Here is a 23,098-nt window from a genome sequence, read left to right on the forward strand (position 1 = left end):
GGGTTAATTAGGCGCTTACGATATAAATATAATTCCACTATCTGATAATAAATTTCTGGCCAATTTTAATCTTGGGTAAAGCATATTTAGCCAATCTGTATGATACCGACCAGATGTGTCAGAATTAGTACTAAAAGGCTTACCTTGATCATTTACTTGTCCCGTTAACACCTGATAATTTCTTATATTATTATGGAAATTATCTTTATAAATAAAATCATTACCTGTGTTATAAGGCGGATCGATATAGATCATCTTTATCTTTTTATGGTAAGACTTTTGTAATATTTTAAGGACTTCAAGGTTATCACCTTCAATAAAAAGGTTCTCTGTGGTATCCCAATTCACACTTTCTTCTTTACAAGGACGTAGGGTTCCTGTCGAAGGTGTTTGCGCAATCAAACGTGATTGCGTCTTACCGTGCCATGTAAAGTTATAGCGTTCGTCGCTATCATCAATCTCCTCACCAAGAACCGTTTTCAAAGCATCAAAGTCAATTTTTCCTTCAGAAAATACCTCAGGAAAAAGTTGTTTAAGTTGAGCGATATTTTTTTGAGTGATATCCGCACTTTTGGACTCTGGGTGGTTCAGGGTGATTTTTTCAATTGTCATCAGAGGAATTCCATTTATTGCCAACTGAGCAAAACTCATGCTCGTGGTTCATATTCTTCGTTAAACGGTTAAACCATTGCCTTAATCACAGCAACTTACCGTTTAAGTGTAGTAAAGAATTCCTAATACATTGAAAGTCTGAAAACCCTATTAACATAAAAACTATGGGCCATGTCTGGCGCACTAATAAAAAAATCCGGCTATGAATAACATAACCGGATTTAAAAGGTTTTAATTCTTATGTTTCAATTCTTAGTACGTTCAATAAGTACTTTAAAAATTAACCTTATTCAACCGTCACCGACTTCGCCAGATTCCTCGGCTGATCCACATCTGTGCCTTTGATCAATGCAACGTGGTAAGACAGCAATTGCAGTGGCACGGTATAGAAGATCGGAGCGATCAACTCTTCTACGTGTGGCAGAGAGATAATCTTCATGTTTTCACTGTCGGTGAAACCTGCATCCTGATCAGCGAAGACATACAGTAACCCACCACGGGCGCGGACTTCTTCGATATTCGATTTCAGTTTTTCCAGCAGTTCGTTGTTTGGTGCGACGATGATCACCGGCATATCTGCATCAATCAGTGCCAGTGGCCCGTGTTTTAATTCACCCGCAGCGTAAGCTTCTGCGTGAATGTAAGAGATCTCTTTCAGTTTCAGTGCACCTTCAACCGCGATGGGGTACTGATCACCACGGCCCAAGAACAGTGCATGATGTTTTTCTGAGAAATCTTCAGCCAGTGATTCGATAACCTTATCCTTCGACAACATGCTTTCAATGCGGCTTGGCAGAGCATGCAGTGCATGAACAATATTTTGTTCGAGAGAAGCATCGGCACCTTTCAGGCGTCCCATGTAAGCCACAAGCATCAGCAATACAGTTAACTGAGTAGTAAAGGCTTTAGTGGATGCAACACCAATTTCTGCGCCCGCTTTGGTCATCAGGGCAAAGTCAGATTCGCGTACCAGAGATGAACCCGCTACGTTACAGATAGTCAATGAAGTCAGATAACCCAACTCTTTGGATAAACGCAATGCCGCTAAGGTATCTGCTGTTTCACCAGATTGGGATAGTGTGATTAGCAGACTTCCTTTACGACGTGCTGGCTTGCGGTAACGGAATTCAGAGGCAATTTCCACATCACACGGGATACCCGCCAGTGATTCAAACCAGTAGCGTGAAACCATACCGGCATTGAAAGAAGTTCCACAGGCAACGATCTGGATATGTTCAACCTGAGACAGTAATTCTTCTGCGTTAGCACCCAACTCTGATAGATTTACTTCACCATGGCTCAAACGGCCTTCCAGCGTGTTTTTAATTGCCATTGGCTGTTCGTAAATCTCTTTCTGCATGTAGTGACGGTAGATACCTTTATCACCAGCATCATACTGAACGTTGGATTCAATCTGCTCACGTTCAACCGCTTCACCCTGCGTATCAAAAATGCGAACGGTACGGCGAGTAACTTCTACGATGTCACCTTCTTCCAGATAGATAAAGCGGCGAGTCACAGGCAGTAATGCCAGTTGGTCAGATGCCAGGAAATTTTCACCGACTCCCAAGCCAACGACTAATGGGCTACCAGAACGTGCCGCTACCAGCACGTCTGGTTGATGGCTATCCATAATGACGGTGCCATAAGCGCCACGCAACTGTGGGATAACACGCTGTACCACTTCCAGCAATGAGCCGCCTTGTTGCTGTTCCCAGTGAACAAGATGAGCAATGGTTTCAGTATCGGTATCAGAAGAGAAGCTGTAACCACGTGTTTTCAATTCTTCACGCAGTTCTTCATGGTTTTCAATAATACCGTTATGTACAACCGCAATATGTTCAGAAACATGAGGATGCGCGTTGCGCTCGCTTGGTTCTCCGTGTGTCGCCCAACGAGTATGAGCAATACCTGTACCACCGATAACAGGCTGTTTATCCGCTTCATCAGCCAGCATTTGTACTTTGCCCACTTCACGCAGACGAGTTAGCTGATTTTCGCTATCGACAACGGCCATACCCGCAGAATCATAGCCACGGTACTCCAGACGACGAAGACCTTCGATCAATATTTCTGCTATATCACGCTGTGCTACTGCACCAACGATTCCACACATGTGTTTCATTCCTAAAAACAGGGCTAATCAACGCCCTTTTTATGTCGTACAACCTGATTGTCTTACGGCAAATCGCGTTCTGGCTTTGCCGGCCCCCGAGCTTGGTAGAGATGGGGATTTTTATTATGTATATATTTTATTTTTTCTTAACGGGACGTTTCCATCCCTGAATATGAGTTTGCCTGACACGACTGATGACCAGCTCATTCTCAGCAACATCTTTTGTTACCGTGGTTCCTGCTCCGATAGTCGCACCTTTAGCAACGTTTACAGGTGCAACAAGTTGGGTATCAGAACCCACAAATACGTCATCGCCAATAATGGTCTTGAATTTATTAGCCCCATCATAGTTACAGGTAATGGTTCCTGCACCGATATTTACATTATTGCCAATTTCAGAATCACCAAGATAAGTCAGGTGCCCCGCCTTAGAACCTAAGCCGAGGGAGGATTTTTTCATTTCCACGAAATTGCCAACATGTGCTTTTTCCGCCAGTTTAGAACCTGGACGTAAACGAGCAAAAGGCCCCACAGTACATTCAGAGCCGATTTCAGAATCTTCAATGACAGTATAAGGGCTAATGACTGCGCCATCACTAATAACGCAATTTTTCAGAATACAGCCAGAGCCTATCTGAACGTTATTCCCCAATACAACATGACCTTCAATAATCACATTGGTATCAATAGTGATATCGCGGCCATGTTCTAGTGTTCCGCGCAAATCAAAACGCGCCGGATCCAGTAACATGACGCCTGCCAGCAATAATTTTTCCGCCTGCTCAGACTGGTAAATACGTTCCAATGCAGAAAGTTGAAGACGATTATTGACCCCTTCCATTTCACTTAAACGGCTTGGATGAACTGCTTTTATCTGACGGCCTTCTTTATGTGCGAGTGCAATAACATCAGTGAGGTAATATTCACCCTGCGCATTATTGTTTTCCAATTTGGATAACCAGCGTTTCAAATCACCACCATTTGCTACCAAGATACCGGTGTTAATTTCGTTAATTTTACGCTGTTCGTCAGTTGCATCTTTTTGTTCGATAATGCCTGTCACTTCGTCATTTTCACGAATAATACGGCCATATCCGGTTGGATTATCCAAAATAGCAGTCAATAAACCAATACCACCTTTTGGCTTAGCCTCGATAAGACGCTCTAACGTATCTTTAGCAATCAGAGGCACATCACCATAGAGGATCAGAATATCTTCATCATCCGCAAAGTGTGGTGCTGCCTGCTGCATAGCATGACCAGTACCTAACTGTTCTGCTTGCAGTACCCAATTTAGTTTTTGGTCAGCAATTTTTTGGTTTGCAAGTGTTTGTTTCATCAAATCACCACCATGCCCATACACCAGGTGAACTTGCTGGGCACCCAATGCCATTGCTGTATCAATAACATGCTGAACCATCGGCTTGCCTGCCAATAAGTGCAAAACTTTAGGGAGGTCAGAATACATCCGAGTTCCCTTTCCAGCAGCCAGAATAACAACACTTTTTGCACTCATCAGCTTAGGAGTAACTGGATTAGGAACAATTGCTTGGGGTGTAATAGACATAAGAAACCTGACAATTCTAATCTTAAGTATGAAAGTAAACCTGTTTACGAAATAAATTGCTACATATTTCGTAATGCAAAAAAGCCAGTTAGTAAAGCTAACTGGCTTTTTATCTACTGCCTGTTCCCTTTATTTTTCAAGTTATAGCTTGTGCGGCTGAAACCTGAAATTTATCGGGTCAATCCTACATCAGCTTTTTCGTCAGCTCGATTACACGAAGTTTTGCAATCGCTTTCGACAATTCAGCAGATGCCTGAGCATAATCAACATCGCCATGGGAGTTACGGATATGTTCTTCCGCCTTGCGCTTGGCTTCAAGCACTTTGGCTTCATCCAAATCCTTACCACGGATCGCTGTATCGGCCAGTACGATCACGCCGTTTGGCTGAACTTCCAGAATACCACCTGACAGGTAGATAAACTCTTCTTCACCAAACTGCTTAACAATACGTATCATGCCCGGTTTTATGGCAGTAAGCAGCGGTGTGTGCTGAGGATAAATACCCAACTCACCTTCACTGCCAGTCACCTGAATTTTCTGTACCAGCCCTTCAAACATTAGTTTTTCAGCGCTGACTACGTTCAGGGAGAACGTCATTGCAGCCATATCAACCTCCCGTCAGCCGTATTAAAGCTTTTTCGCTTTTTCCACAGCTTCTTCGATGGTACCAACCATGTAGAACGCCTGCTCTGGCAGGTGGTCATAATCACCGTTCAGGATGCCTTTGAAGCCACGGATAGTGTCTTTCAGAGGAACGAACTTACCTGGTGAACCGGTAAATACTTCTGCAACGAAGAATGGCTGAGACAGGAAGCGCTGGATCTTACGAGCACGAGCAACAACCAGTTTGTCATCTTCTGACAGTTCATCCATACCCAGAATGGCGATAATGTCTTTCAATTCCTGATAACGTTGCAGGATTGACTGAACACCACGAGCAACATCATAGTGCTCTTGACCAACAACAAGTGGGTCAAGCTGACGGCTGGTTGAATCCAGAGGATCAACAGCAGGGTAAATACCCAGAGAGGCGATCTGACGGCTCAATACAACAGTTGCGTCCAAGTGAGCAAAGGTTGTTGCTGGTGATGGGTCAGTCAAGTCATCCGCAGGAACGTAAACAGCCTGCACAGAAGTGATTGAACCCGTTTTGGTTGAGGTGATACGTTCTTGCAGAACACCCATCTCTTCCGCCAGTGTTGGCTGATAACCTACCGCAGATGGCATACGACCCAACAGTGCTGATACTTCTGTACCTGCCAGGGTATAACGATAAATGTTATCGACGAACAACAGAACGTCACGGCCTTCATCACGGAATTTTTCCGCCATAGTCAGACCAGTCAGAGCAACACGCAGACGGTTTCCTGGTGGCTCATTCATCTGGCCGTATACCAGAGATACTTTGTCCAGTACGTTTGAATCCGTCATTTCATGATAGAAGTCGTTACCTTCACGGGTACGTTCACCGACACCAGCAAATACAGAGTAACCGGAGTGTTCGACCGCGATGTTACGGATCAATTCCATCATGTTAACGGTTTTACCTACGCCCGCACCACCGAACAGACCAACCTTACCCCCTTTTGCGAATGGGCAGATCAAGTCCATAACCTTAATACCGGTTTCCAGCAGTTCCTGAGAGTTAGACAACTCTTCATAGGTTGGTGCAGTACGGTGAATTGACCAGCGCTCTTTTTCGCCAATCTCACCTTTCATATCAATTGGATCACCCAGTACGTTCATGATACGACCCAGTGTCGCTTCACCTACTGGTACTTCAATTGGATGCCCCAAATCAACTACGTCTAAGTTGCGGCGCAGGCCATCAGAGGTGCCCATTGCAATACAGCGAACGATACCGCCGCCTAACTGCTGCTGAACTTCCAGCACCAGTTTTTCTTCACCGTTTTTGACCTCAAGAGCATCGTACACTTTTGGTACGTTGTCCTGAGGAAATTCGACGTCCACCACGGCGCCGATTACCTGGATAATCTTTCCAGTAGCCATCTTGAATCCTCTACGTAATTCGTAAACCTAGCTATTAAACCGCAGAAGCACCCGAAACGATTTCGGTGAGTTCCTGAGTGATGCTGGCCTGACGAGCCTTGTTGTAAACCAACTGCAACTCTTTGATCAGGTTACCGCCATTATCAGTTGCGGCTTTCATCGCTACCATTCGTGCGGCCTGTTCACTAGCCAGGTTTTCAACGACGCCCTGATAAACTTGCGATTCTATATAGCGGCGCAGCAGGGTATCCAACAGCGCCTTAGGATCAGGTTCATACAGATAATCCCAGGACTTCTTCTTCAGTGTTTCATCGTCTCCGGCTGGCAGAGGCAATAACTGAGTGATTGTCGGAACCTGAGACATTGTATTGTTGAACTTGTTTGTCACTATATACAGTTTATCCAGACGCCCTTCGTCATATGCTTGCATCATGACGCTGACTGGCCCGATTAACTCGGACAATGATGGGTTATCTCCCATCCCTGTTACCTGGGCAACAATGTTGCCACCAACAGAAGAAAAGAAAGAAACCGCTTTTGATCCAATAAGTGCCAAATCAACCTGGACTTTTTTATCAGACCAGTCTTTCATTTCTATCAGCAATTTTTTGAACAAGTTAATGTTCAAACCGCCACATAAACCACGGTCAGTCGAAACAACCACGTACCCAACGCGTTTTACTTCACGCTCTTCAAGGTATGGGTGTTTGTATTCCAGATTCCCTAACGCAAGGTGTCCAATCACACTGCGAATGGTCTCTGCATAAGGACGGCTGGCCGCCATGCGATCCTGCGTTTTACGCATTTTGGACGCGGCGACCATTTCCATCGCTTTAGTGATTTTCTGCGTGTTTTGCACACTGGCGATTTTGGTACGTATCTCTTTTGCGCCGGCCATTTCTGCTTCTCCGAATTCAACCAGACGGCCCGTGTTCAATTAAACAGGGCCGAATAGTGTTACCAGGACTGAGTCGCCTTGAAGGAATCCAACAGAGCTTTCAGCTTCGCTTCAATCTCTCCGTTGTAATCGCCAGACTGGTCAATCTCTTTCAGAAGATCAGCATGTTCATGGCTGGCATATGCCAACAGCGCAGATTCGAAACTGACCACTTTCGCGATTTCGACATCTTCCAGATAGCCACGCTCAGCAGCAAACAGAGACAGAGCCTGTTGTGCAATTGACATTGGCTGATACTGTTTCTGTTTCAGCAGTTCAGTCACTTTCTGACCGTGATCCAACTGCTTACGAGTCGCATCATCCAAATCAGATGCAAACTGGGAGAATGCCGCCAGTTCACGATACTGAGCCAGAGCTGTACGGATACCACCAGACAGTTTCTTGATAATCTTGGTCTGAGCAGCACCACCTACACGGGATACAGAAATCCCTGGGTTAACTGCCGGACGAATACCTGCGTTGAACAGGGCAGATTCAAGGAAGATCTGACCATCAGTGATTGAGATAACGTTTGTTGGTACGAATGCAGAAACGTCACCAGCCTGGGTTTCGATGATTGGCAGCGCAGTCAGAGAACCGGTTTGGCCTTTCACTTCACCATTAGTGAATTTTTCTACATAGTCAGCGCTAACACGCGCTGCACGTTCCAGCAGACGGGAATGCAGGTAGAAAACGTCACCTGGGAATGCTTCACGTCCAGGTGGACGACGCAGCAACAGAGAAATCTGACGGTAAGCAACAGCCTGTTTAGACAGGTCATCGTAAACAATCAGGGCATCTTCCCCACGATCGCGGAAGTATTCACCCATCGCACAGCCGGAGTATGGTGCCAGATATTGCAATGCCGCAGACTCTGAAGCAGATGCAACAACAACAATTGTGTTTTCCAGTGCGCCGTGCTCTTCCAGTTTACGAACTACATTAGCAATGGTTGATGCTTTCTGACCAATCGCAACATAGATACATTTGATACCGGAATCACGTTGGTTGATGATCGCATCGATAGCCAGAGCAGTTTTACCGGTCTGACGGTCACCGATAACCAGCTCACGCTGACCACGGCCGATTGGGATCATGGCATCAACAGATTTGTAACCTGTCTGGACAGGCTGATCAACGGATTGACGATCAATAACGCCCGGAGCAATGACTTCAACAGGTGAGAAACCATCATGCTCAACAGCGCCTTTACCATCAATTGGCTCACCCAGTGTATTAACAACACGACCAAGCAGACCACGACCAACAGGTACTTCCAAAATACGACCAGTACACTTGACTTTCATGCCTTCGGCCAAGTCAGCATACGGGCCCATCACAACAGCACCAACGGAGTCACGCTCCAGGTTCAGTGCAATTGCATAACGGTTGCCAGGCAGAGAGATCATTTCACCCTGCATGACATCGGCTAAACCGTGGATACGAATGATACCGTCGTTAACGGAAACAATCGTACCTTCATTGTGAGCTTCGCTCACGACATTGAACTGAGCAATACGCTGTTTGATCAGTTCGCTGATTTCGGTGGAATTCAGTTGCATATGCTCCAGTCCCCTTAAGACTGCAAGACGTCTGTTAAACGATCCAGACGGCCACGAATACTGCCATCGATCACCATGTCACCCGCACGGATAATCACGCCGGCAATAACAGACTTGTCAATTTTGCAATTCAGCTTTACTTTGCGTGACAGACGTTTTTCCATCGCCGCAGAAATTTTAGCCTGCTGCTGTTCATTTAGTTCGGATGCAGATATCACTTCAACATCGATAGTTGATTCCAGTGATGCACGCAATTGGATAAATTGCTGGAAGACTTCTGGCAACACCAGCAAGCGACCATTTTCTGCCATTACACGAATAAAGTTACGAGCATGCTCATCTACCTGCTCACCACAAATGGTGATAAAGGTATTGGCTAACGTTTCCGGTGCCAATGAACCGGAAAGCAGCTCACCAACCTGCTCATTACGAGTTACCTCAGCAACGAACGCCAGCATGTTCTGCCAATGTTCGAGAGATTGGTGTTCCACAGCAAAGTCAAAAGCTGCTTTGGCGTAGGGGCGAGCTACAGTAGCGAATTCAGACATGCCCCTCCCTCCTTACAGTTCAGCGACCAGTTTATCAACGATGTCGCTGTTAGCAGCTTCATCCACGGAACGTTCGATGATTTTCTCGGCACCTGCGATAGCCAACATCGCAACCTGTTTACGTAGCTCTTCACGAGCGCGCTTGCGTTCAGCTTCAACTTCAGCATAAGCCTGCGCTACAATTTTGTTACGTTCCAGCTCAGCTTCTGCTCTGGCATCATCAATAATCTGGGCTTTTTGTTTGTTAGCCTGCTCGATGATAGCTTGCGCATCTGCTTTCGCTTTTTTCAGTTGGTCGGTCGCATTGGCTTGCGCTAAGTCCAGGTTCTTTTTAGCACGCTCTGCTGAAGCCAAACCGTCAGCAATCTCTTTCTGACGCTTTTCAATGGCCGCCATGATTGGTGGCCATACATACTTCATACAGAACAAAACAAACAGGACAAACGCGATGGCCTGGCCGAGGATTGTTGCGTTAATATTCACGGCACAATACCTCTATTTCAATTAATGAATCGGCGTAATTTTCAGTTCTGTTAGTTACTTGGTACCGACAGCGAACATCATATACAAGCCCAGACCCACAGCGATCATCGGGATGGCGTCAACCAGACCCATAACGATAAAGAACTGAGTACGCAGCAGAGGGATCAGATCAGGCTGACGAGCAGCGCCTTCCAAGAATTTGCCCCCAAGGATGCCGATACCGATCGCAGCACCGATAGCAGCCAAACCCATTAGAATAGCGGCAGCTATGTACAGCAGATCCATGTTTATATCCATGACAGTCTCCAGTTTGTTTCAGTTAAAACATTATTAATGATTGATAGAAATTAATGCTCTTCAGATGCCATCGACAGATAAACGATCGTCAGAACCATGAAAATAAAGGCTTGTAACGTAATAATCAGTATGTGAAAAATAGCCCACGGCAGGCTGAGTATCCACTGTGACCAAAACGGTAAGAGAGCCGCAATAAGAATAAAGATCAGTTCGCCAGCATACATATTACCAAACAGTCGCAGACCGAGTGATATAGGCTTAGACAGCAAGCTGACCCCTTCCAGAATTAAGTTAATCGGAATAAACAGGGGATGATTGAAAGGCTGCAATGTCAGCTCCTTCGCAAAACCACCAATTCCTTTCATCTTAATGCTATAGAACAGGATGAGGACAAAGACGCCAAGCGCCATCGACAAGGTGACACTAACATCTGCTGTTGGAACAATACGCAGAGCAGGCAAGCCGAAGACACGTTCACCGATCAAAGGAATGAAATCGATTGGCAGCAAATCCAACGCGTTCATCAACAACACCCAGACGAACACAGTCAAAGCCAAAGGGGCAATGACTTTGCTCTTCCCGTGATACATATCACGTACAGTGTTATCAACGAAACCGATAATCATTTCTATTGCAGTCTGGAATTTACCCGGTACGCCATCAGTAGCGCGAACCGCGACTCTCCTGAATACAAACAGAAACAACATCCCTAATACGACGGAGAAAAAAAGCGAGTCAATGTTCAACGTCCAGAACGTCGCTTCATAGCCACTAGCGTGGGGATTGACCAACTCAAAAGTACGTAAGTCTAACTGAAGGTGTCTCAGGTGGTGACTTATGTACTCTGAAGTTGAAACTTCTCCTGATGCAGACATGATGCTTTTTACCCTTTTATTGTTAAAAACACTAACCGTTCATTACGGCAGGTGCGATGATCTGCACAATCAGCACCGCTAAATAGGCCACACCAAGTGGTGCAAATGCCGCCTTGAACACCCCTAAGGCAACTATCAGCATAGCTATCGAAATGATAACCTTAGCCCCTTCCCCAATAGCGAAGAACCATGCAATACGTACAGGAACATTTCGTTCTTTTGCCTTTTGGAAGTGGGTAAGCAGCATAAAAATGACGTTTGGTAGCCAATATGCCAACCCACCAGCAAAAGCAGAAACACCCCATTCGATACTTCTGGTATAAAAAGCCGCACTGAGAATAACAAAAGTCATTAACTGCAAAAGTAACAGTTTCAGTGCAATTCTACCGCTATAAAGGGATACAGACATGACTTTTGTTTTCTCCCTGAAGTACATCATTGCATATCAAGCTTTGCTGAATGTTGTATAAAACTGTCTTTGTTTAAGAGTGTCAAGTGACAAAAACGTGCAAATTATACGGGCAGCCAAAATGAATTCAATCCATAAGTAGCGAAAAAGTGAATAATTATTTAAATTTCTAACTTTGATGGTAGATTGCTCACAAATACCATTTAATATTTTGTAACGATTAATCTATCGCCTCAAAAATTGAACGTGATACATATCACACTAAATTAAAACATTAATACCACTAACCATTAAATATGTGATGAAAATCATTTATTTTTTCATATAAAATCAAACAATTAATATTATAGCTATCAATTTTTATCTGATATATCACTAAGAAATCTTAAAGGTTTATTTTTCACACTTTCTCTAAAATTTATTTATAAAGAAAATGGATACCCCTTCTTAGAAAGAACAATTTGCTCAATATAAAATGAAGGTTATTTTTCTGTGATCTATCCGTAAATAAAAATGAAACGATAGAGGTATATAATTAGTAACACCCGTAACAATATAACAATGGTCGGCGTTACTAATTATTCAATCTTTTATTGATAAACAGCAAAGTCAGTTTTGTTTAAGTACAACCAAATGACGCTGACCTTCTAGTTCTGGTATTTGCAGAGGGACCACGGTATCAAGACTGACACCTAAAGGTAATTGAGCCAGTTCATCTTCCGGCAACATACCTTTCAGAGCATAAAAACGCCCATTATTAGTTTCAGGAAGATGATGACACCATGACAACATATCTTGTAAGGATGCAAAAGCTCTGCTGATCACGCCATTGAAAAGTACTTCAGGAATAAACTCTTCTACCCTGGTCTGTACTGGTTCAATGTTATTAAGCCCTAATTCATGTTGAACTTGGCGCAAAAAACGAACCCGTTTTCCTAAACTATCCAATAAGGTGAAATGAGAATCAGGTCGTACAATCGCTAAAGGAATGCCTGGCAAACCAGGCCCCGTACCGACATCAATAAATCGTGTTCCCTGTAAGAATGGATTAACGATAATACTATCCATGATATGCCGGACTAACATCTGCTCAGGCTCCCGAATAGATGTCAGATTGTAAGCCTTATTCCATTTGTTGAGCATATCTACATAAGCAATAAGCTGTTGTTTCTGCTCCAACGATAAGACAATGTCGGTCTTCGCCAACAGAGATTCCAATTTGTTAAGCAAAACTTTGTCCTCTTAGGCGCTACGGCGCAATAAACCCTGTTTTTTCAGCCATACCAGTAAGATGGAGATCGCTGCTGGAGTGATACCAGAGATACGTGAAGCTTGACCAATTGAACTTGGTTTATGGTCATTTAGTTTTGCAACAACTTCATTAGAAAGCCCACTAACATGTTTATAATCCAGATCGACAGGTAATGCCGTGTTTTCATTGCGCAATTGTTTTTCGATCTCTTCTTGCTGACGGGCAATATAACCTTCATATTTTACTTGAATCTCAACCTGATCTGCCGCCTGAGGCTCTGTCAGCCCTGGTGCAAAACGTGGCATTGATGTCAGCAATTCGTAGTTCATTTCCGGGCGACGCAGTAAATCTTCACCATTAGCTTCTTTCGACAATGGTGTTTTCAGCACTTGATTGATTTCATCCAAATTGTCAGATTTTGGATGAACCCAGATATCGCGTAAACGCTGGCGTTCTTGTTCGATCATTTCAACTTTGTGGGAATAATGTTCCCAACGCAGATCATCAACTAACCCCAGTTCACGACCTTTCTCAGTCAGACGAAGATCTGCATTGTCTTCACGTAACATCAAACGATATTCTGCACGTGATGTGAACATCCGGTAAGGCTCTTTTGTTCCTAATGTGCACAGATCATCAACCAGAACACCAATATAGGCTTGATCACGACGGGGGAACCATCCTTCTTCACCTGTGGCATGACGGGCAGCGTTTAGGCCTGCCAGCAATCCTTGTGCTGCTGCTTCTTCATAACCTGTTGTTCCGTTGATCTGTCCGGCAAAGAAAAGACCGTTAATAAATTTACTTTCCAGTGTTTGTTTTAAATCACGTGGATCAAAGAAATCATATTCGATCGCATAACCCGGACGAACAATACGTGCATTTTCCATTCCTTTCATGGAGTGAACGATCTGCATTTGTACGTCAAATGGCAGGCTGGTTGAAATCCCATTCGGATAGATTTCGTTGCTGGTGAGTCCTTCTGGTTCAAGGAAGATCTGATGCGCGTTCCGATCTGCGAAACGCATGACTTTATCTTCAATAGAAGGACAATAACGTGGGCCGATCCCTTCGATGATTCCCGCATACATCGGGCTGCGATCCAAATTATTCCGGATCACTGTATGGGTTTTTTCGTTGGTATGAGTGATATAGCATGGGATCTGTTGCGGGTGTTGATCCATGTTGCCCATGAACGAGAATACAGGTGTTGGGTTATCACCGAATTGTTGTTCAAGCTGGCTAAAATCAATGGTTCGAGCATCGATACGAGGTGGAGTGCCTGTTTTCAGGCGAGAAACACGCAGAGGTAATTCACGTAAACGATGTGATAAAGCGATTGCAGGAGGATCACCTGCCCGTCCACCACTGTAATTTTCTAAACCAATATGAATTTTTCCGTCAAGGAAAGTGCCTACTGTCAAAACGACAGACTTTGCCTTAAATTTCAAACCCATACGTGTAACAACACCGGTAACGGCATCGTTTTCAACGATAAGATCTTCAACGGATTGCTGGAAGATCATTAAGTTAGATTGGTTTTCCAATGCAGTTCTTACAGCTTGTCGATATAATACACGATCTGCTTGTGCACGTGTAGCTCGAACGGCTGGGCCTTTACTGGCATTGAGTGTTCTGAACTGAATACCCGCTAAATCGGTTGCTTTTGCCATCAGACCGCCAAGTGCATCGATCTCTTTTACCAGATGCCCTTTACCGATCCCACCAATAGCTGGATTACACGACATCTGGCCCAAAGTATCAATATTGTGAGTCAGTAATAAGGTTTGACGCCCCATACGTGCGGCTGCCATTGCTGCTTCAGTACCAGCGTGACCACCGCCGATAATGATGACGTCAAAATGTTCTGGATAAAACATGTGCGGACCTTTAATTGTAAGAATGCTTCGTATGAATTTGCATTGGGGAAGAGAATTCTACTCAAGTTTAGACGTTAGACCAAGTAGGAGTTGATCACCTTTACTTAAAATAAGATCTTTTTATTTAAAGATCTCTTTATTGGATCTTTTATTAGGATCATGATCATCTGTGGATAAGTGAATTTTCTATCGAAAGATCATAATGCTGAAAAGGATCATTTGTTGTGAATGATCCGTGATCCAACGGAGTATAAGCTGGGATCTAAAAGCCATGTTATTCACAGGTGATGGATTGCAACTCAGTTATTAAATGGATAACTACGAGTTAACCCCTGCTTTTTATCAAAGTTATCCACAGTTGATCGCTATATTTTTAATCTGATCAGAGTAACTTTGCCCATTCTTTGACCCATTCTTCGGCTGGATCTTCGGGTATTTCGTGTTGTTGGATGTCTATTTCCAGTCGATCGCCGATCCTTTTTGCTTTGTGATCTTCCAATAATTGTTCTAATGATCTTATAGCCCCACAGAATGTGTCGTATTCAGAACTACCAATACCTACTGCACCAAATGTCACACGGCTGAGATCAGGTTGCTGTTGTATGATCGCATCTGCGAAAGGTTGTAGGTTTTCTGGTAAATCGCCAGCTCCATGTGTTGATGTGACTACAAGCCACAGCCCTTCCAGAGGAAGATCATCTAATGAAGGGCCGTGTAGCACTTTTGTTGAAAAATTGTGATCTTCCAAAATCTCAGCCATGTGTTCAGCAACGTATTCAGCACTACCCATAGTACTACCGCTGATTAAAGTTATCATTGTGCTCATCGTGATCCTTGCTAACGTTAAAGAACAACTATTGTACGTTGTGAATCTTCTGGGATCTACTTGTGGATAATGTGGTTATTTACTTTTTATTTCAGGGTCTGATTGTCCTCATGATCGGGTTTTGCAGGGAGATCAACGTCTCTGTTGACTGAATTTCTTCAATAGTCTGGATCTTGTTGATAAGTACATCCTGGAGGGATTCGATAGAACGACACATTACCTTGATAAATATACTGTAATGTCCAGTGGTGTAATAAACTTCAACCACTTCATCCAGCTTATCGAGTTTCTGTAATGCAGCCGGATAATCCTTAGCACTTTTCAGGATAATACCGATAAAACAGCACACATCGAACCCTAATTGTTTAGCACTGATATCAACTCGAGTACCTGAAATAATCCCTGCCTGTTTCATTTTTTCCACACGGACATGAATTGTCCCTGGGCTGACTGCGAATTTTTTGGCTAATTCTGCATAAGGTGTACGTGCGTTATCCATCAAAGCGTGAAGGATGTCACGGTCTAAATTGTCGATCTGATAAATTTCTGCCATTTTTAATCCCTATTTTTGAATGATATTCATTTTTATAGTGTAAAAATTATCGTTTATAAATCTTATTGGATATTTTTATTATCAGATATTGAATTTACACTCCATTTTGTTGCTTAATCTATATCAACAGGACACAGGGTCACTAAAAAATTTTGAGAGTCGCATCATGAAAACATCCTTTATTGAAAAACAGCAACAAATTAGTTTTGTGAAATCTTACTTTTCACGCCTGCTAGAGAAGCAGCTTGGTTTAATCGAAGTGCAGGGGCCTATTTTGAGCCGTCTTGGTGATGGGACTCAGGACAACTTGTCAGGCCACGAGAAAGCCGTACAGGTGAAAGTTAAGACATTGCCTGATGCCACTTTTGAAGTGGTTCATTCTTTGGCTAAATGGAAACGCAAGACATTAGGTCGCTTTGGTTTTCAAGCAGAACAAGGATTGTATACTCACATGAAAGCTTTGCGTCCTGATGAGGATCGCCTGACTCCTATCCATTCGGTCTTTGTTGATCAGTGGGATTGGGAAAAAGTGGTTGGTGAAGGTCACCGTTCACTCGACTATCTAAAACAGACAGTAGGTAAAATCTACGAAGCGATAAAAGAAACACAACAAGCAGTCAGTAAGGAATTTGGTCTGGCACCGTTCCTGCCAGATCAAATTCACTTCATTCACAGTGAAGAGCTTCTGAAACGTTATCCTGGTCTGGATGCTAAAGGTCGTGAGCGTGAAGCAGCCAAAGAATTTGGTGCTATTTTCCTGATGGGGATCGGCGGTAAGTTGTCTGATGGCCAGGCACATGATGTTCGTGCACCGGATTACGACGATTGGACGACACCAAACAGTGATGGTTTTTTAGGGCTGAACGGTGACATTATCGTCTGGAACCCTGTTTTGCAGGATGCGTTTGAAATTTCTTCAATGGGTATCCGTGTTGATGTTGAAGCACTGGAACGTCAGCTTTTACTGACTGGTGACGAAGAGCGTTTGCAATACGACTGGCATCAATCTTTGCTAAAAGGTGATATGCCACAGACCATCGGTGGTGGTATTGGCCAATCTCGCTTAGTGATGTTGCTGCTGCAAATGGCACACATTGGTCAGGTTCAGTGTGGTGTTTGGTCACCGGAGATCATTGAATCTGTTGAGGGTGTTCTGTAAGGCTGTATTATAAATTTTAGTCGGATGGTTTTTGGCTCAATGCCGCCATCTCCGCAGTAAACGGCTTGTAATTCCGGTATCAAAGCGCCAAATATGATCAAATATCTGCATGATACCGGGCTTCCCATAATTGGACAGGGATACCGCATGGAAGCGGTGTTTTTGGTGCTGTTGCAGGCTTTGTATCTGATGGATTAGCTCTTCCGGCAAACGCTGGGCAATGAAATCCGAAATAACAACAGTGTCAGCATTTCTCCAGATAGACTCTTTCATTTTCTCCGTTACTGTTTTAAGACAGAAAGCCAGATCGGTTCCCCCTCTAAAAGTTTGTCCCAGAAAATGTACAGCCTGAGTCAGCCCATCTTGTGATGTTAAGTCATAATGAATGATCTCTGTGGAGAACAATATGATATGGCATTGACGGTTATCTGCCAGAGCAATACGCATCAAGGCCAGACAAAATGCTTTGGCACAACGCTCATTGAACCCTCCCATCGATCCAGAAGTATCTACACAGACAATAAATGGTCCCTGGGGTTGTTCTTCATTGTTATGGTGAATAACGGGTTTTAATACGGTTTTTGTTTGCCAGTTATCCCCTTGTAGGCGATAAGTTAGTAATTTTTTTTCTATCAGCCGACGATAAAAGTCATACTCCAGATCCTTAATCCCCAACATGGCCAGCTCTGTGGGTAAAAGTCTCAGGATATCGTCACTCTGTTGGAGTCCATTTACCTGTTCCGGTACAGTATCTGGCATACGTTCAATTTTGGGGAAAGCTTCCAGGACAGCACTATTTTTTGGAATTGATTTAGCAGCTTGGTTACGGCCTAATAATTGAGCCATCTTTTCCAATTCAGATTGTTGCTTGAGGAATTCAGCATATTGAGTGATTAATGATATTTTATATGCTGCCAGATGAAGTTGTCCTTTGCTCATATCCCATAATCGTCCCGCAGCACGATCATTTTCATTAAATATTGGATTGAGGTTACTGGTGAGCTCCAATCGTTTCTGGAGTTCTGCCAGCAACTGATCTTTTTCTTGTTCCAGCAGTATCCTGTGAAATTTTGTGACCTGTAGGATCAAGCTATTGCGCCAGAGTTGAATAAACAACATATGTCCTGCATGGCTGTGCTGAGATAATGTTTCGCACAACGTGAAAGCATCATTAGCAAAAGGAGACTGGATTTGCTGGAGTTTTTCGACAAGCTGAGGAAGTTGCCGATAAAAAACAGCAGATTCTGTGATTGCTATTTGTTGATATAACTGAAATTCTTCAGCCAAAGGAACAGGAATCATGGCATCTTTGAGCCTTTGCCGTAATGTTTGTTGCCAGTCTGGAGTGTCTTTCTGCAATGATTTTTTTAAATTGGGGAATTTTTTACAGAAAGCGACCAATTGAGGGGAGCTTAATAGCGTTGAAATAGTTTCCTCTATCAATTCACCTTCATTAATGGCGAGCAAAAGATCAAGTGTTGTTAAGGCTAGCATAATTACTACCCCACTTTTGATCGTAGCTGTTTTAACCTTTCGGTTAATTGGAGAAAACTTTGCTCAATATTGGCAATCCAGTGTTCTTCTATAAATAAGCAGGGTTGATGTTGGTTAAATAATTGATGTTGTTGTTGAATTTCGTCATGTATAGAAAGCCATTTTGCATTCCATTGCGCCTTTACCTTTTCTTCCTGAATTATCTGTTGCTCAAATCGGCATAAAACTGCACTGTTTCGGCTGGTATCTAGAATTTCAATCTGATTTTTTTCATTGATTTCAAAAGGAATTTTTAGTGGAAAACCTATTCCGTTTAATCGGATAAGCAATACTCCATTATTATTTTTAAGCGAATTTTCCAGTGCGCTTTTATCTATTTCGATAAAGTTAACAGTAAGATCATGTAGATTTAATGAAGGATACAGAAATAGTGTCAGCTTTTTTTCATGGATATTTTCCGGGAGAGTATAGTGTGTATGACGACCCAAAAATGATGATTTCGTGATTAGTTGCAAGGGGAAATGATGATTTTCATCTTGTCTGGAGTTTACCCACTGTTGGTATAGTTCATCCATTTTTTGCATCAAGGCACGTTGTTGATAAGCTTGTTCTATCAGTAAGTTATGCAGGAATTGTGGCAGATATTTTAAACTATTTAGATCGTGCCACAGGCAATTTTTTAGTAACACCAGATCCAGTGGAGATATACGGTTTCTTCCACTGAAAAATGCACTGGCTTGTAGCAAACGAATGGACTTTTTCCATCGGCGATCTGAAACGCGGGGGACATTTTCTGTAGCATTAATTTGCTGGTGTAATTGATAGATCAACTCGAAAATAGGATCCGGCAAAGAGATATGGCTTATTTTCTCCTGCCATTGATCAAACTCTTCATCTGTAATTTGAAAATGATCCGGTACAGGGTTAGAGTTTTCATCACGGTGATCGGTGAGTAGAGCACGAAAGTTTTTCTTTTCTTGAATATTGTCCAGCCAGAGGCGGATCAATAGGCGATCATAAAGAGCTTCCAGACTCTTATCGGCATCAGGCAGTTCATTGGAAGCGGTGATCAACAGCCTCATTGGTAACTGTTCTTCCTGGTTACCATTTCTGAATTTTTTTTCATTAATTGCTGTCAGCAACGTATTCAAAATGGCCGGTCCCGCTTTCCAGATTTCATCTAGAAAAACAATTTCTGCTTCTGGTAAATAACCTTCAGTAAGGCGTTGGTAACGCCCTTCATCTTTGAGTGCTTGAATAGAAAGGGGACCGAAAATTTCTTCTGGAGTGGAAAAGCGTGTCATTAAATATTCAAAGGCATGAGCACGCTGAAACGCAAATTTTAGCCGACGTGCTATCAGACTTTTGGCTATCCCCGGCGGGCCAAGAAGAAAAACACTTTCTCCACATAAGGCTGCCAGCAGACAAAGACGAATAGCCTGCCGTCTTTCATATAGCCCACTTTCCAGATACTGGCTTAACTGGGATATTTTCTCAACCAATTGCATACCGTGAACGCCGCAGTTTGAATAATTATCTCTATTTATTTATAGGTAAAATGTATTCTATGCAAAGACTTTAATGAGAGTTTATTGAGCTTTTGTTGTCCTGAGTCTATTCAGGGGATACCTGATTTAATGTCTGTATTGATAATAATTGTTCAAGAAATACAAGCCAGAGCTGCCATTTTGGCGGATCAGATTGAAGGCAATATACTAAAAGGTAAAAAATTGATGCCATATTCCCGTTGAATTGGAATTGGCTATCAAAAAATAATCTTTGTTATCGTACGGTTATCAGTTTTGATCGCTGTATTGTTATTAAGCAGAAATTATTTAGCAGGAATAAATGCAATGAGTATGGCAAAACTGGCCGTGATGGGTAGTATCAATGTCGATCACATCTTGAATCTCAAATCATTTCCTCAGCCGGGTGAAACCGTGCAAGGGGAGCGGTATCAGGTAGCATTCGGAGGAAAGGGAGCAAATCAGGCGGTTGCTGCTGGCCGTTGCGGGGCTGACATTACATTTATTGCTTGTATTGGGCAGGATGATATTGGGGAACGGGTCCTCCAACAACTGGTGAAAGATAATATCAATACTTCTGCTATTGAAGTTATTGCTGGTGAAGCAACTGGCGTAGCGTTGATTTTTGTCAATCAGCAGGGCGAAAATATCATTGGCATTAATGCCGGAGCGAATGGTGCGCTCACACCAGGATATCTTCGCCGTTATGAGCAAGTGATTAAAGACGCGGAGGCATTGTTACTACAACTTGAAACGCCATTGGACACAGTGCAACTTGCTGTGGAAATAGCGAAAAAACACAATACCAAAGTGATCTTGAATCCTGCTCCGGCCCAAAAAATCTCAGATCGGCTACTTTCTCTAGTAGATATTATCACTCCCAATGAAACAGAAGCAGAGTATCTGACAGGAATCTCGGTAACAGATGATACCGGAGCCGAAAAAGCAGCTCAGTCGTTGCACAATAAAGGCATCGAAACGGTTATCATCACGCTAGGAAGCCGTGGAGTATGGTTTAGCGAGAAAGGTAAACAAGGAAAAGTTGTATCCGGGTTTGAAGTAAAAGCCATTGATACGATTGCAGCCGGAGACACATTTAATGGTGTTTTAGTGACGGGATTATTGGAAGGGAAAGAAATATTATCAGCGATTCGTTTTGCTCATGCCGCGGCGGCAATAGCGGTGACACGTCATGGTGCGCAGCCTTCTGTTCCGTGGCGAAGTGAAATCGATGCATTTCTGGCTGCACAGGGTTAATCCGTGGCGACTATGGTCGTTTACTCCTTATACCGAAGGTAACTTAACTGAATGTTCCGCTGTATAGAGACTCTGTTGCAAAAACACATTGATGTTCTACTGATTCTGTAATTCAGTGTTAACAATATCATTTTTTAGGACGCTTTTTCTTAACCAAGTTGCTGCCATCCTCTTTATTTAAGAACAGAAAGATAAAAGCAGAAACCAGAGTAATCGAACCTATAGTGATAAACGTATAGTGAAAGTGATCTATTGTAGAACCATAACTCACTGACTCATAAAATCGCAGAATTGCTGCACTGACTGTGACACCTAAGCTGATGGATAACTGTTGAGACACCGCTAGCAAACTATTTCCAGCACTGGCATTATCCTCATTTAAGTCACCAAGAGTAATTGTATTCATTGCTGTAAATTGTGTAGACATAACCATTCCCAATATAAATAGAGGAATGATCAAAAACACGAGTGACAATGCTGGTGATTGTAATGAAAACTGGGTAATCATTAATCCAATAATAACAGTGACCCAAAATAGAGTATTTCTGTATCCGAATCTGGCTAGTATCTGGGTGACAACAGATTTTGCCAAGATAGAACCAATAGCATTTGGTGCCATCATAATACCTGCAATAATTGCTGAGTAACCAAAACCTACCTGTAGCATCAGTGGAATAAGAAAAGAAAGTGATCCTGTACTCAAACGGGTAGCAATATTACTGCCGATACCAACTGAAAATGTTCTGGTTTCAAATAACTTGAGATCAATAAGTGGATTGGGATGCCTTTGGGCATAGAGACAATACCCATACAGCATAATGACACCTACAGCTAACACTGCTGCCGGAACATAATTAGACAACGTATCATTACCAAATAAATCCAGACTGACCGACAGCATCACTAAGCTTGAACTGAATATTATGAAACCCAGAAAATCAAAAGGACTCTTTGGCATGGTAAAGTTAGGCATATGTTTTCTGGCATAAATAATACCCAGTAAACCGATGGGAATATTGATAATGAATATCCAATGCCATGTTGCATAAGTTACTAACACTCCTCCAAGGAGAGGGCCTAAAATTGGTCCAAGCAATCCTGGCATTGTGACAAAATTCAGAACAGGTAGCAGTTCGCTACGTGGATAAGCCCGTAATAAAGCTAAGCGAGCAACTGGCATCATCATAGCGCCCCCGATCCCTTGAACAACGCGTGAAATCACTAAAAGGGAGAGAGAACTGGATAATGCGCAAGCGAGAGAACCTAAAGAAAAGAGTGATACAGCATAAATGAAAACCAGTCGGGTGCCAAACCTATCAGCCAACCAGCCACTGACAGGAATCAACATTGCTACAGTTAAAGTGTAACTGACAATAGCAGGCTGCATTGCTAGTGGAGAATGGTTAAGGCTTTTAGCAATTGCCGGCAGTGCTGTATTAAGGATTGTTGCATCCAGAGATTGCATAAAAAAAGCCATCGCTGCAATCCAAGGTAATCCCGACATACTGCGTGCGGATTTGACCATCAGATTTCCTGTCATGTTGTAATAATGATGATTTAGTAACTAAGTAACATTTTAATACATAAAAATATACCTAACAGATTTCGAGTTGTACCTCATGGATTTTAAAATTGTTGTCAATAGCACCACTTATTGAGTGAAAAAAGAACTTTTTTGCCGCTTTTGTTGAAAAAAAACGCGAACAGAAAAAAAATGCAAAAAAACTATTGTCA

The 23,098-nt window shown here is 43.0% G+C and carries 20 protein-coding genes and 1 pseudogene; 2 read left to right on the top strand and 19 right to left on the bottom strand.

Going from position 1 to position 23,098, the window contains the following annotated elements:
- Window positions 1-18: 18 nt before the first annotated feature.
- The 16 genes and pseudogenes from ABLA85_RS11415 to asnC all read right to left on the bottom strand — a co-directional run.
- A pseudogene (locus tag ABLA85_RS11415) lies at window positions 19-606 on the bottom strand (DNA methyltransferase); the annotation flags it as partial.
- 292 nt (window positions 607-898) lie between these two features.
- The gene (gene glmS, locus ABLA85_RS11420) at window positions 899-2,728 is read right to left on the bottom strand and encodes a glutamine--fructose-6-phosphate transaminase (isomerizing) (RefSeq protein ID WP_367964198.1); all 1,830 of its coding nucleotides are present in this window, start codon (window positions 2,726-2,728) and stop codon (window positions 899-901) included.
- 136 nt (window positions 2,729-2,864) lie between these two features.
- On the bottom strand, window positions 2,865-4,244 hold the full coding sequence (gene glmU, locus ABLA85_RS11425) for a bifunctional UDP-N-acetylglucosamine diphosphorylase/glucosamine-1-phosphate N-acetyltransferase GlmU (RefSeq protein ID WP_367964223.1): 1,380 nt from the start codon (window positions 4,242-4,244) through the stop codon (window positions 2,865-2,867).
- A 235-nt stretch (window positions 4,245-4,479) separates the two neighbouring features.
- Window positions 4,480-4,902 carry a F0F1 ATP synthase subunit epsilon gene (locus tag ABLA85_RS11430; RefSeq protein ID WP_047679041.1) on the bottom strand — a complete coding sequence of 141 codons (423 nt, stop codon included), beginning with the start codon at window positions 4,900-4,902 and terminating at the stop codon, window positions 4,480-4,482.
- 21 nt (window positions 4,903-4,923) lie between these two features.
- The gene (atpD, locus tag ABLA85_RS11435) at window positions 4,924-6,306 is read right to left on the bottom strand and encodes a F0F1 ATP synthase subunit beta (RefSeq protein WP_047679042.1); all 1,383 of its coding nucleotides are present in this window, start codon (window positions 6,304-6,306) and stop codon (window positions 4,924-4,926) included.
- A 34-nt stretch (window positions 6,307-6,340) separates the two neighbouring features.
- Window positions 6,341-7,204 (bottom strand): F0F1 ATP synthase subunit gamma, encoded by an 864-nt coding sequence (gene atpG, locus ABLA85_RS11440; protein ID WP_038267015.1) that lies wholly within the window; start codon window positions 7,202-7,204, stop codon window positions 6,341-6,343.
- Between the two features lie 59 nt (window positions 7,205-7,263).
- Window positions 7,264-8,805 carry a F0F1 ATP synthase subunit alpha gene (gene atpA / locus ABLA85_RS11445; protein WP_367964201.1) on the bottom strand — a complete coding sequence of 514 codons (1,542 nt, stop codon included), beginning with the start codon at window positions 8,803-8,805 and terminating at the stop codon, window positions 7,264-7,266.
- A 14-nt stretch (window positions 8,806-8,819) separates the two neighbouring features.
- On the bottom strand, window positions 8,820-9,353 hold the full coding sequence (atpH, locus tag ABLA85_RS11450) for a F0F1 ATP synthase subunit delta (protein ID WP_038266970.1): 534 nt from the start codon (window positions 9,351-9,353) through the stop codon (window positions 8,820-8,822).
- A gap of 12 nt (window positions 9,354-9,365) precedes the next feature.
- A complete protein-coding gene (gene atpF / locus ABLA85_RS11455) occupies window positions 9,366-9,836 on the bottom strand; it encodes a F0F1 ATP synthase subunit B (RefSeq protein ID WP_367964203.1) in 471 nt (156 codons plus the stop codon).
- Between the two features lie 54 nt (window positions 9,837-9,890).
- Entirely contained in the window at window positions 9,891-10,133 is a 243-nt protein-coding gene (atpE, locus tag ABLA85_RS11460) for a F0F1 ATP synthase subunit C (RefSeq protein WP_038266976.1), read from the bottom strand.
- A 50-nt stretch (window positions 10,134-10,183) separates the two neighbouring features.
- On the bottom strand, window positions 10,184-11,008 hold the full coding sequence (atpB, locus tag ABLA85_RS11465) for a F0F1 ATP synthase subunit A (RefSeq protein WP_367964206.1): 825 nt from the start codon (window positions 11,006-11,008) through the stop codon (window positions 10,184-10,186).
- A 31-nt stretch (window positions 11,009-11,039) separates the two neighbouring features.
- On the bottom strand, window positions 11,040-11,417 hold the full coding sequence (gene atpI, locus ABLA85_RS11470) for a F0F1 ATP synthase subunit I (protein ID WP_367964207.1): 378 nt from the start codon (window positions 11,415-11,417) through the stop codon (window positions 11,040-11,042).
- Window positions 11,418-12,026: 609 nt separating this feature from the next.
- Window positions 12,027-12,647, bottom strand: coding sequence for a 16S rRNA (guanine(527)-N(7))-methyltransferase RsmG (rsmG, locus tag ABLA85_RS11475; RefSeq protein ID WP_367964209.1), 621 nt, complete (start codon window positions 12,645-12,647; stop codon window positions 12,027-12,029).
- Window positions 12,648-12,659: 12 nt separating this feature from the next.
- A complete protein-coding gene (gene mnmG / locus ABLA85_RS11480; RefSeq protein WP_367964211.1) occupies window positions 12,660-14,549 on the bottom strand; it encodes a tRNA uridine-5-carboxymethylaminomethyl(34) synthesis enzyme MnmG in 1,890 nt (629 codons plus the stop codon).
- Between the two features lie 382 nt (window positions 14,550-14,931).
- Window positions 14,932-15,375 carry an FMN-binding protein MioC gene (mioC, locus tag ABLA85_RS11485; protein ID WP_367964213.1) on the bottom strand — a complete coding sequence of 148 codons (444 nt, stop codon included), beginning with the start codon at window positions 15,373-15,375 and terminating at the stop codon, window positions 14,932-14,934.
- Window positions 15,376-15,466: 91 nt separating this feature from the next.
- A complete protein-coding gene (gene asnC / locus ABLA85_RS11490; RefSeq protein WP_047679052.1) occupies window positions 15,467-15,928 on the bottom strand; it encodes a transcriptional regulator AsnC in 462 nt (153 codons plus the stop codon).
- 166 nt (window positions 15,929-16,094) lie between these two features.
- Here asnC and asnA point away from each other — a divergent pair, with 166 nt between their 5' ends.
- Window positions 16,095-17,087, top strand: coding sequence for an aspartate--ammonia ligase (gene asnA, locus ABLA85_RS11495; protein ID WP_047679053.1), 993 nt, complete (start codon window positions 16,095-16,097; stop codon window positions 17,085-17,087).
- 36 nt (window positions 17,088-17,123) lie between these two features.
- Here the strand turns inward: asnA and viaA are convergent, their stop codons facing one another.
- Window positions 17,124-18,581 (bottom strand): ATPase RavA stimulator ViaA, encoded by a 1,458-nt coding sequence (gene viaA / locus ABLA85_RS11500; protein WP_367964215.1) that lies wholly within the window; start codon window positions 18,579-18,581, stop codon window positions 17,124-17,126.
- A gap of 5 nt (window positions 18,582-18,586) precedes the next feature.
- The gene (gene ravA, locus ABLA85_RS11505) at window positions 18,587-20,089 is read right to left on the bottom strand and encodes an ATPase RavA (RefSeq protein WP_367964217.1); all 1,503 of its coding nucleotides are present in this window, start codon (window positions 20,087-20,089) and stop codon (window positions 18,587-18,589) included.
- A gap of 345 nt (window positions 20,090-20,434) precedes the next feature.
- On the opposite strand from ravA, the gene rbsK reads away from it, so the two are divergent.
- The gene (gene rbsK / locus ABLA85_RS11510; RefSeq protein ID WP_367964219.1) at window positions 20,435-21,364 is read left to right on the top strand and encodes a ribokinase; all 930 of its coding nucleotides are present in this window, start codon (window positions 20,435-20,437) and stop codon (window positions 21,362-21,364) included.
- Window positions 21,365-21,491: 127 nt separating this feature from the next.
- Here the strand turns inward: rbsK and mdtD are convergent, their stop codons facing one another.
- On the bottom strand, window positions 21,492-22,889 hold the full coding sequence (mdtD, locus tag ABLA85_RS11515) for a multidrug transporter subunit MdtD (protein WP_367964221.1): 1,398 nt from the start codon (window positions 22,887-22,889) through the stop codon (window positions 21,492-21,494).
- Window positions 22,890-23,098 lie beyond the last annotated feature (209 nt).

The organism is Xenorhabdus sp. SGI246 (assembly GCF_040838225.1).
In the GTDB taxonomy this organism is placed as follows: Bacteria; Pseudomonadota; Gammaproteobacteria; order Enterobacterales; family Enterobacteriaceae; genus Xenorhabdus; species Xenorhabdus indica.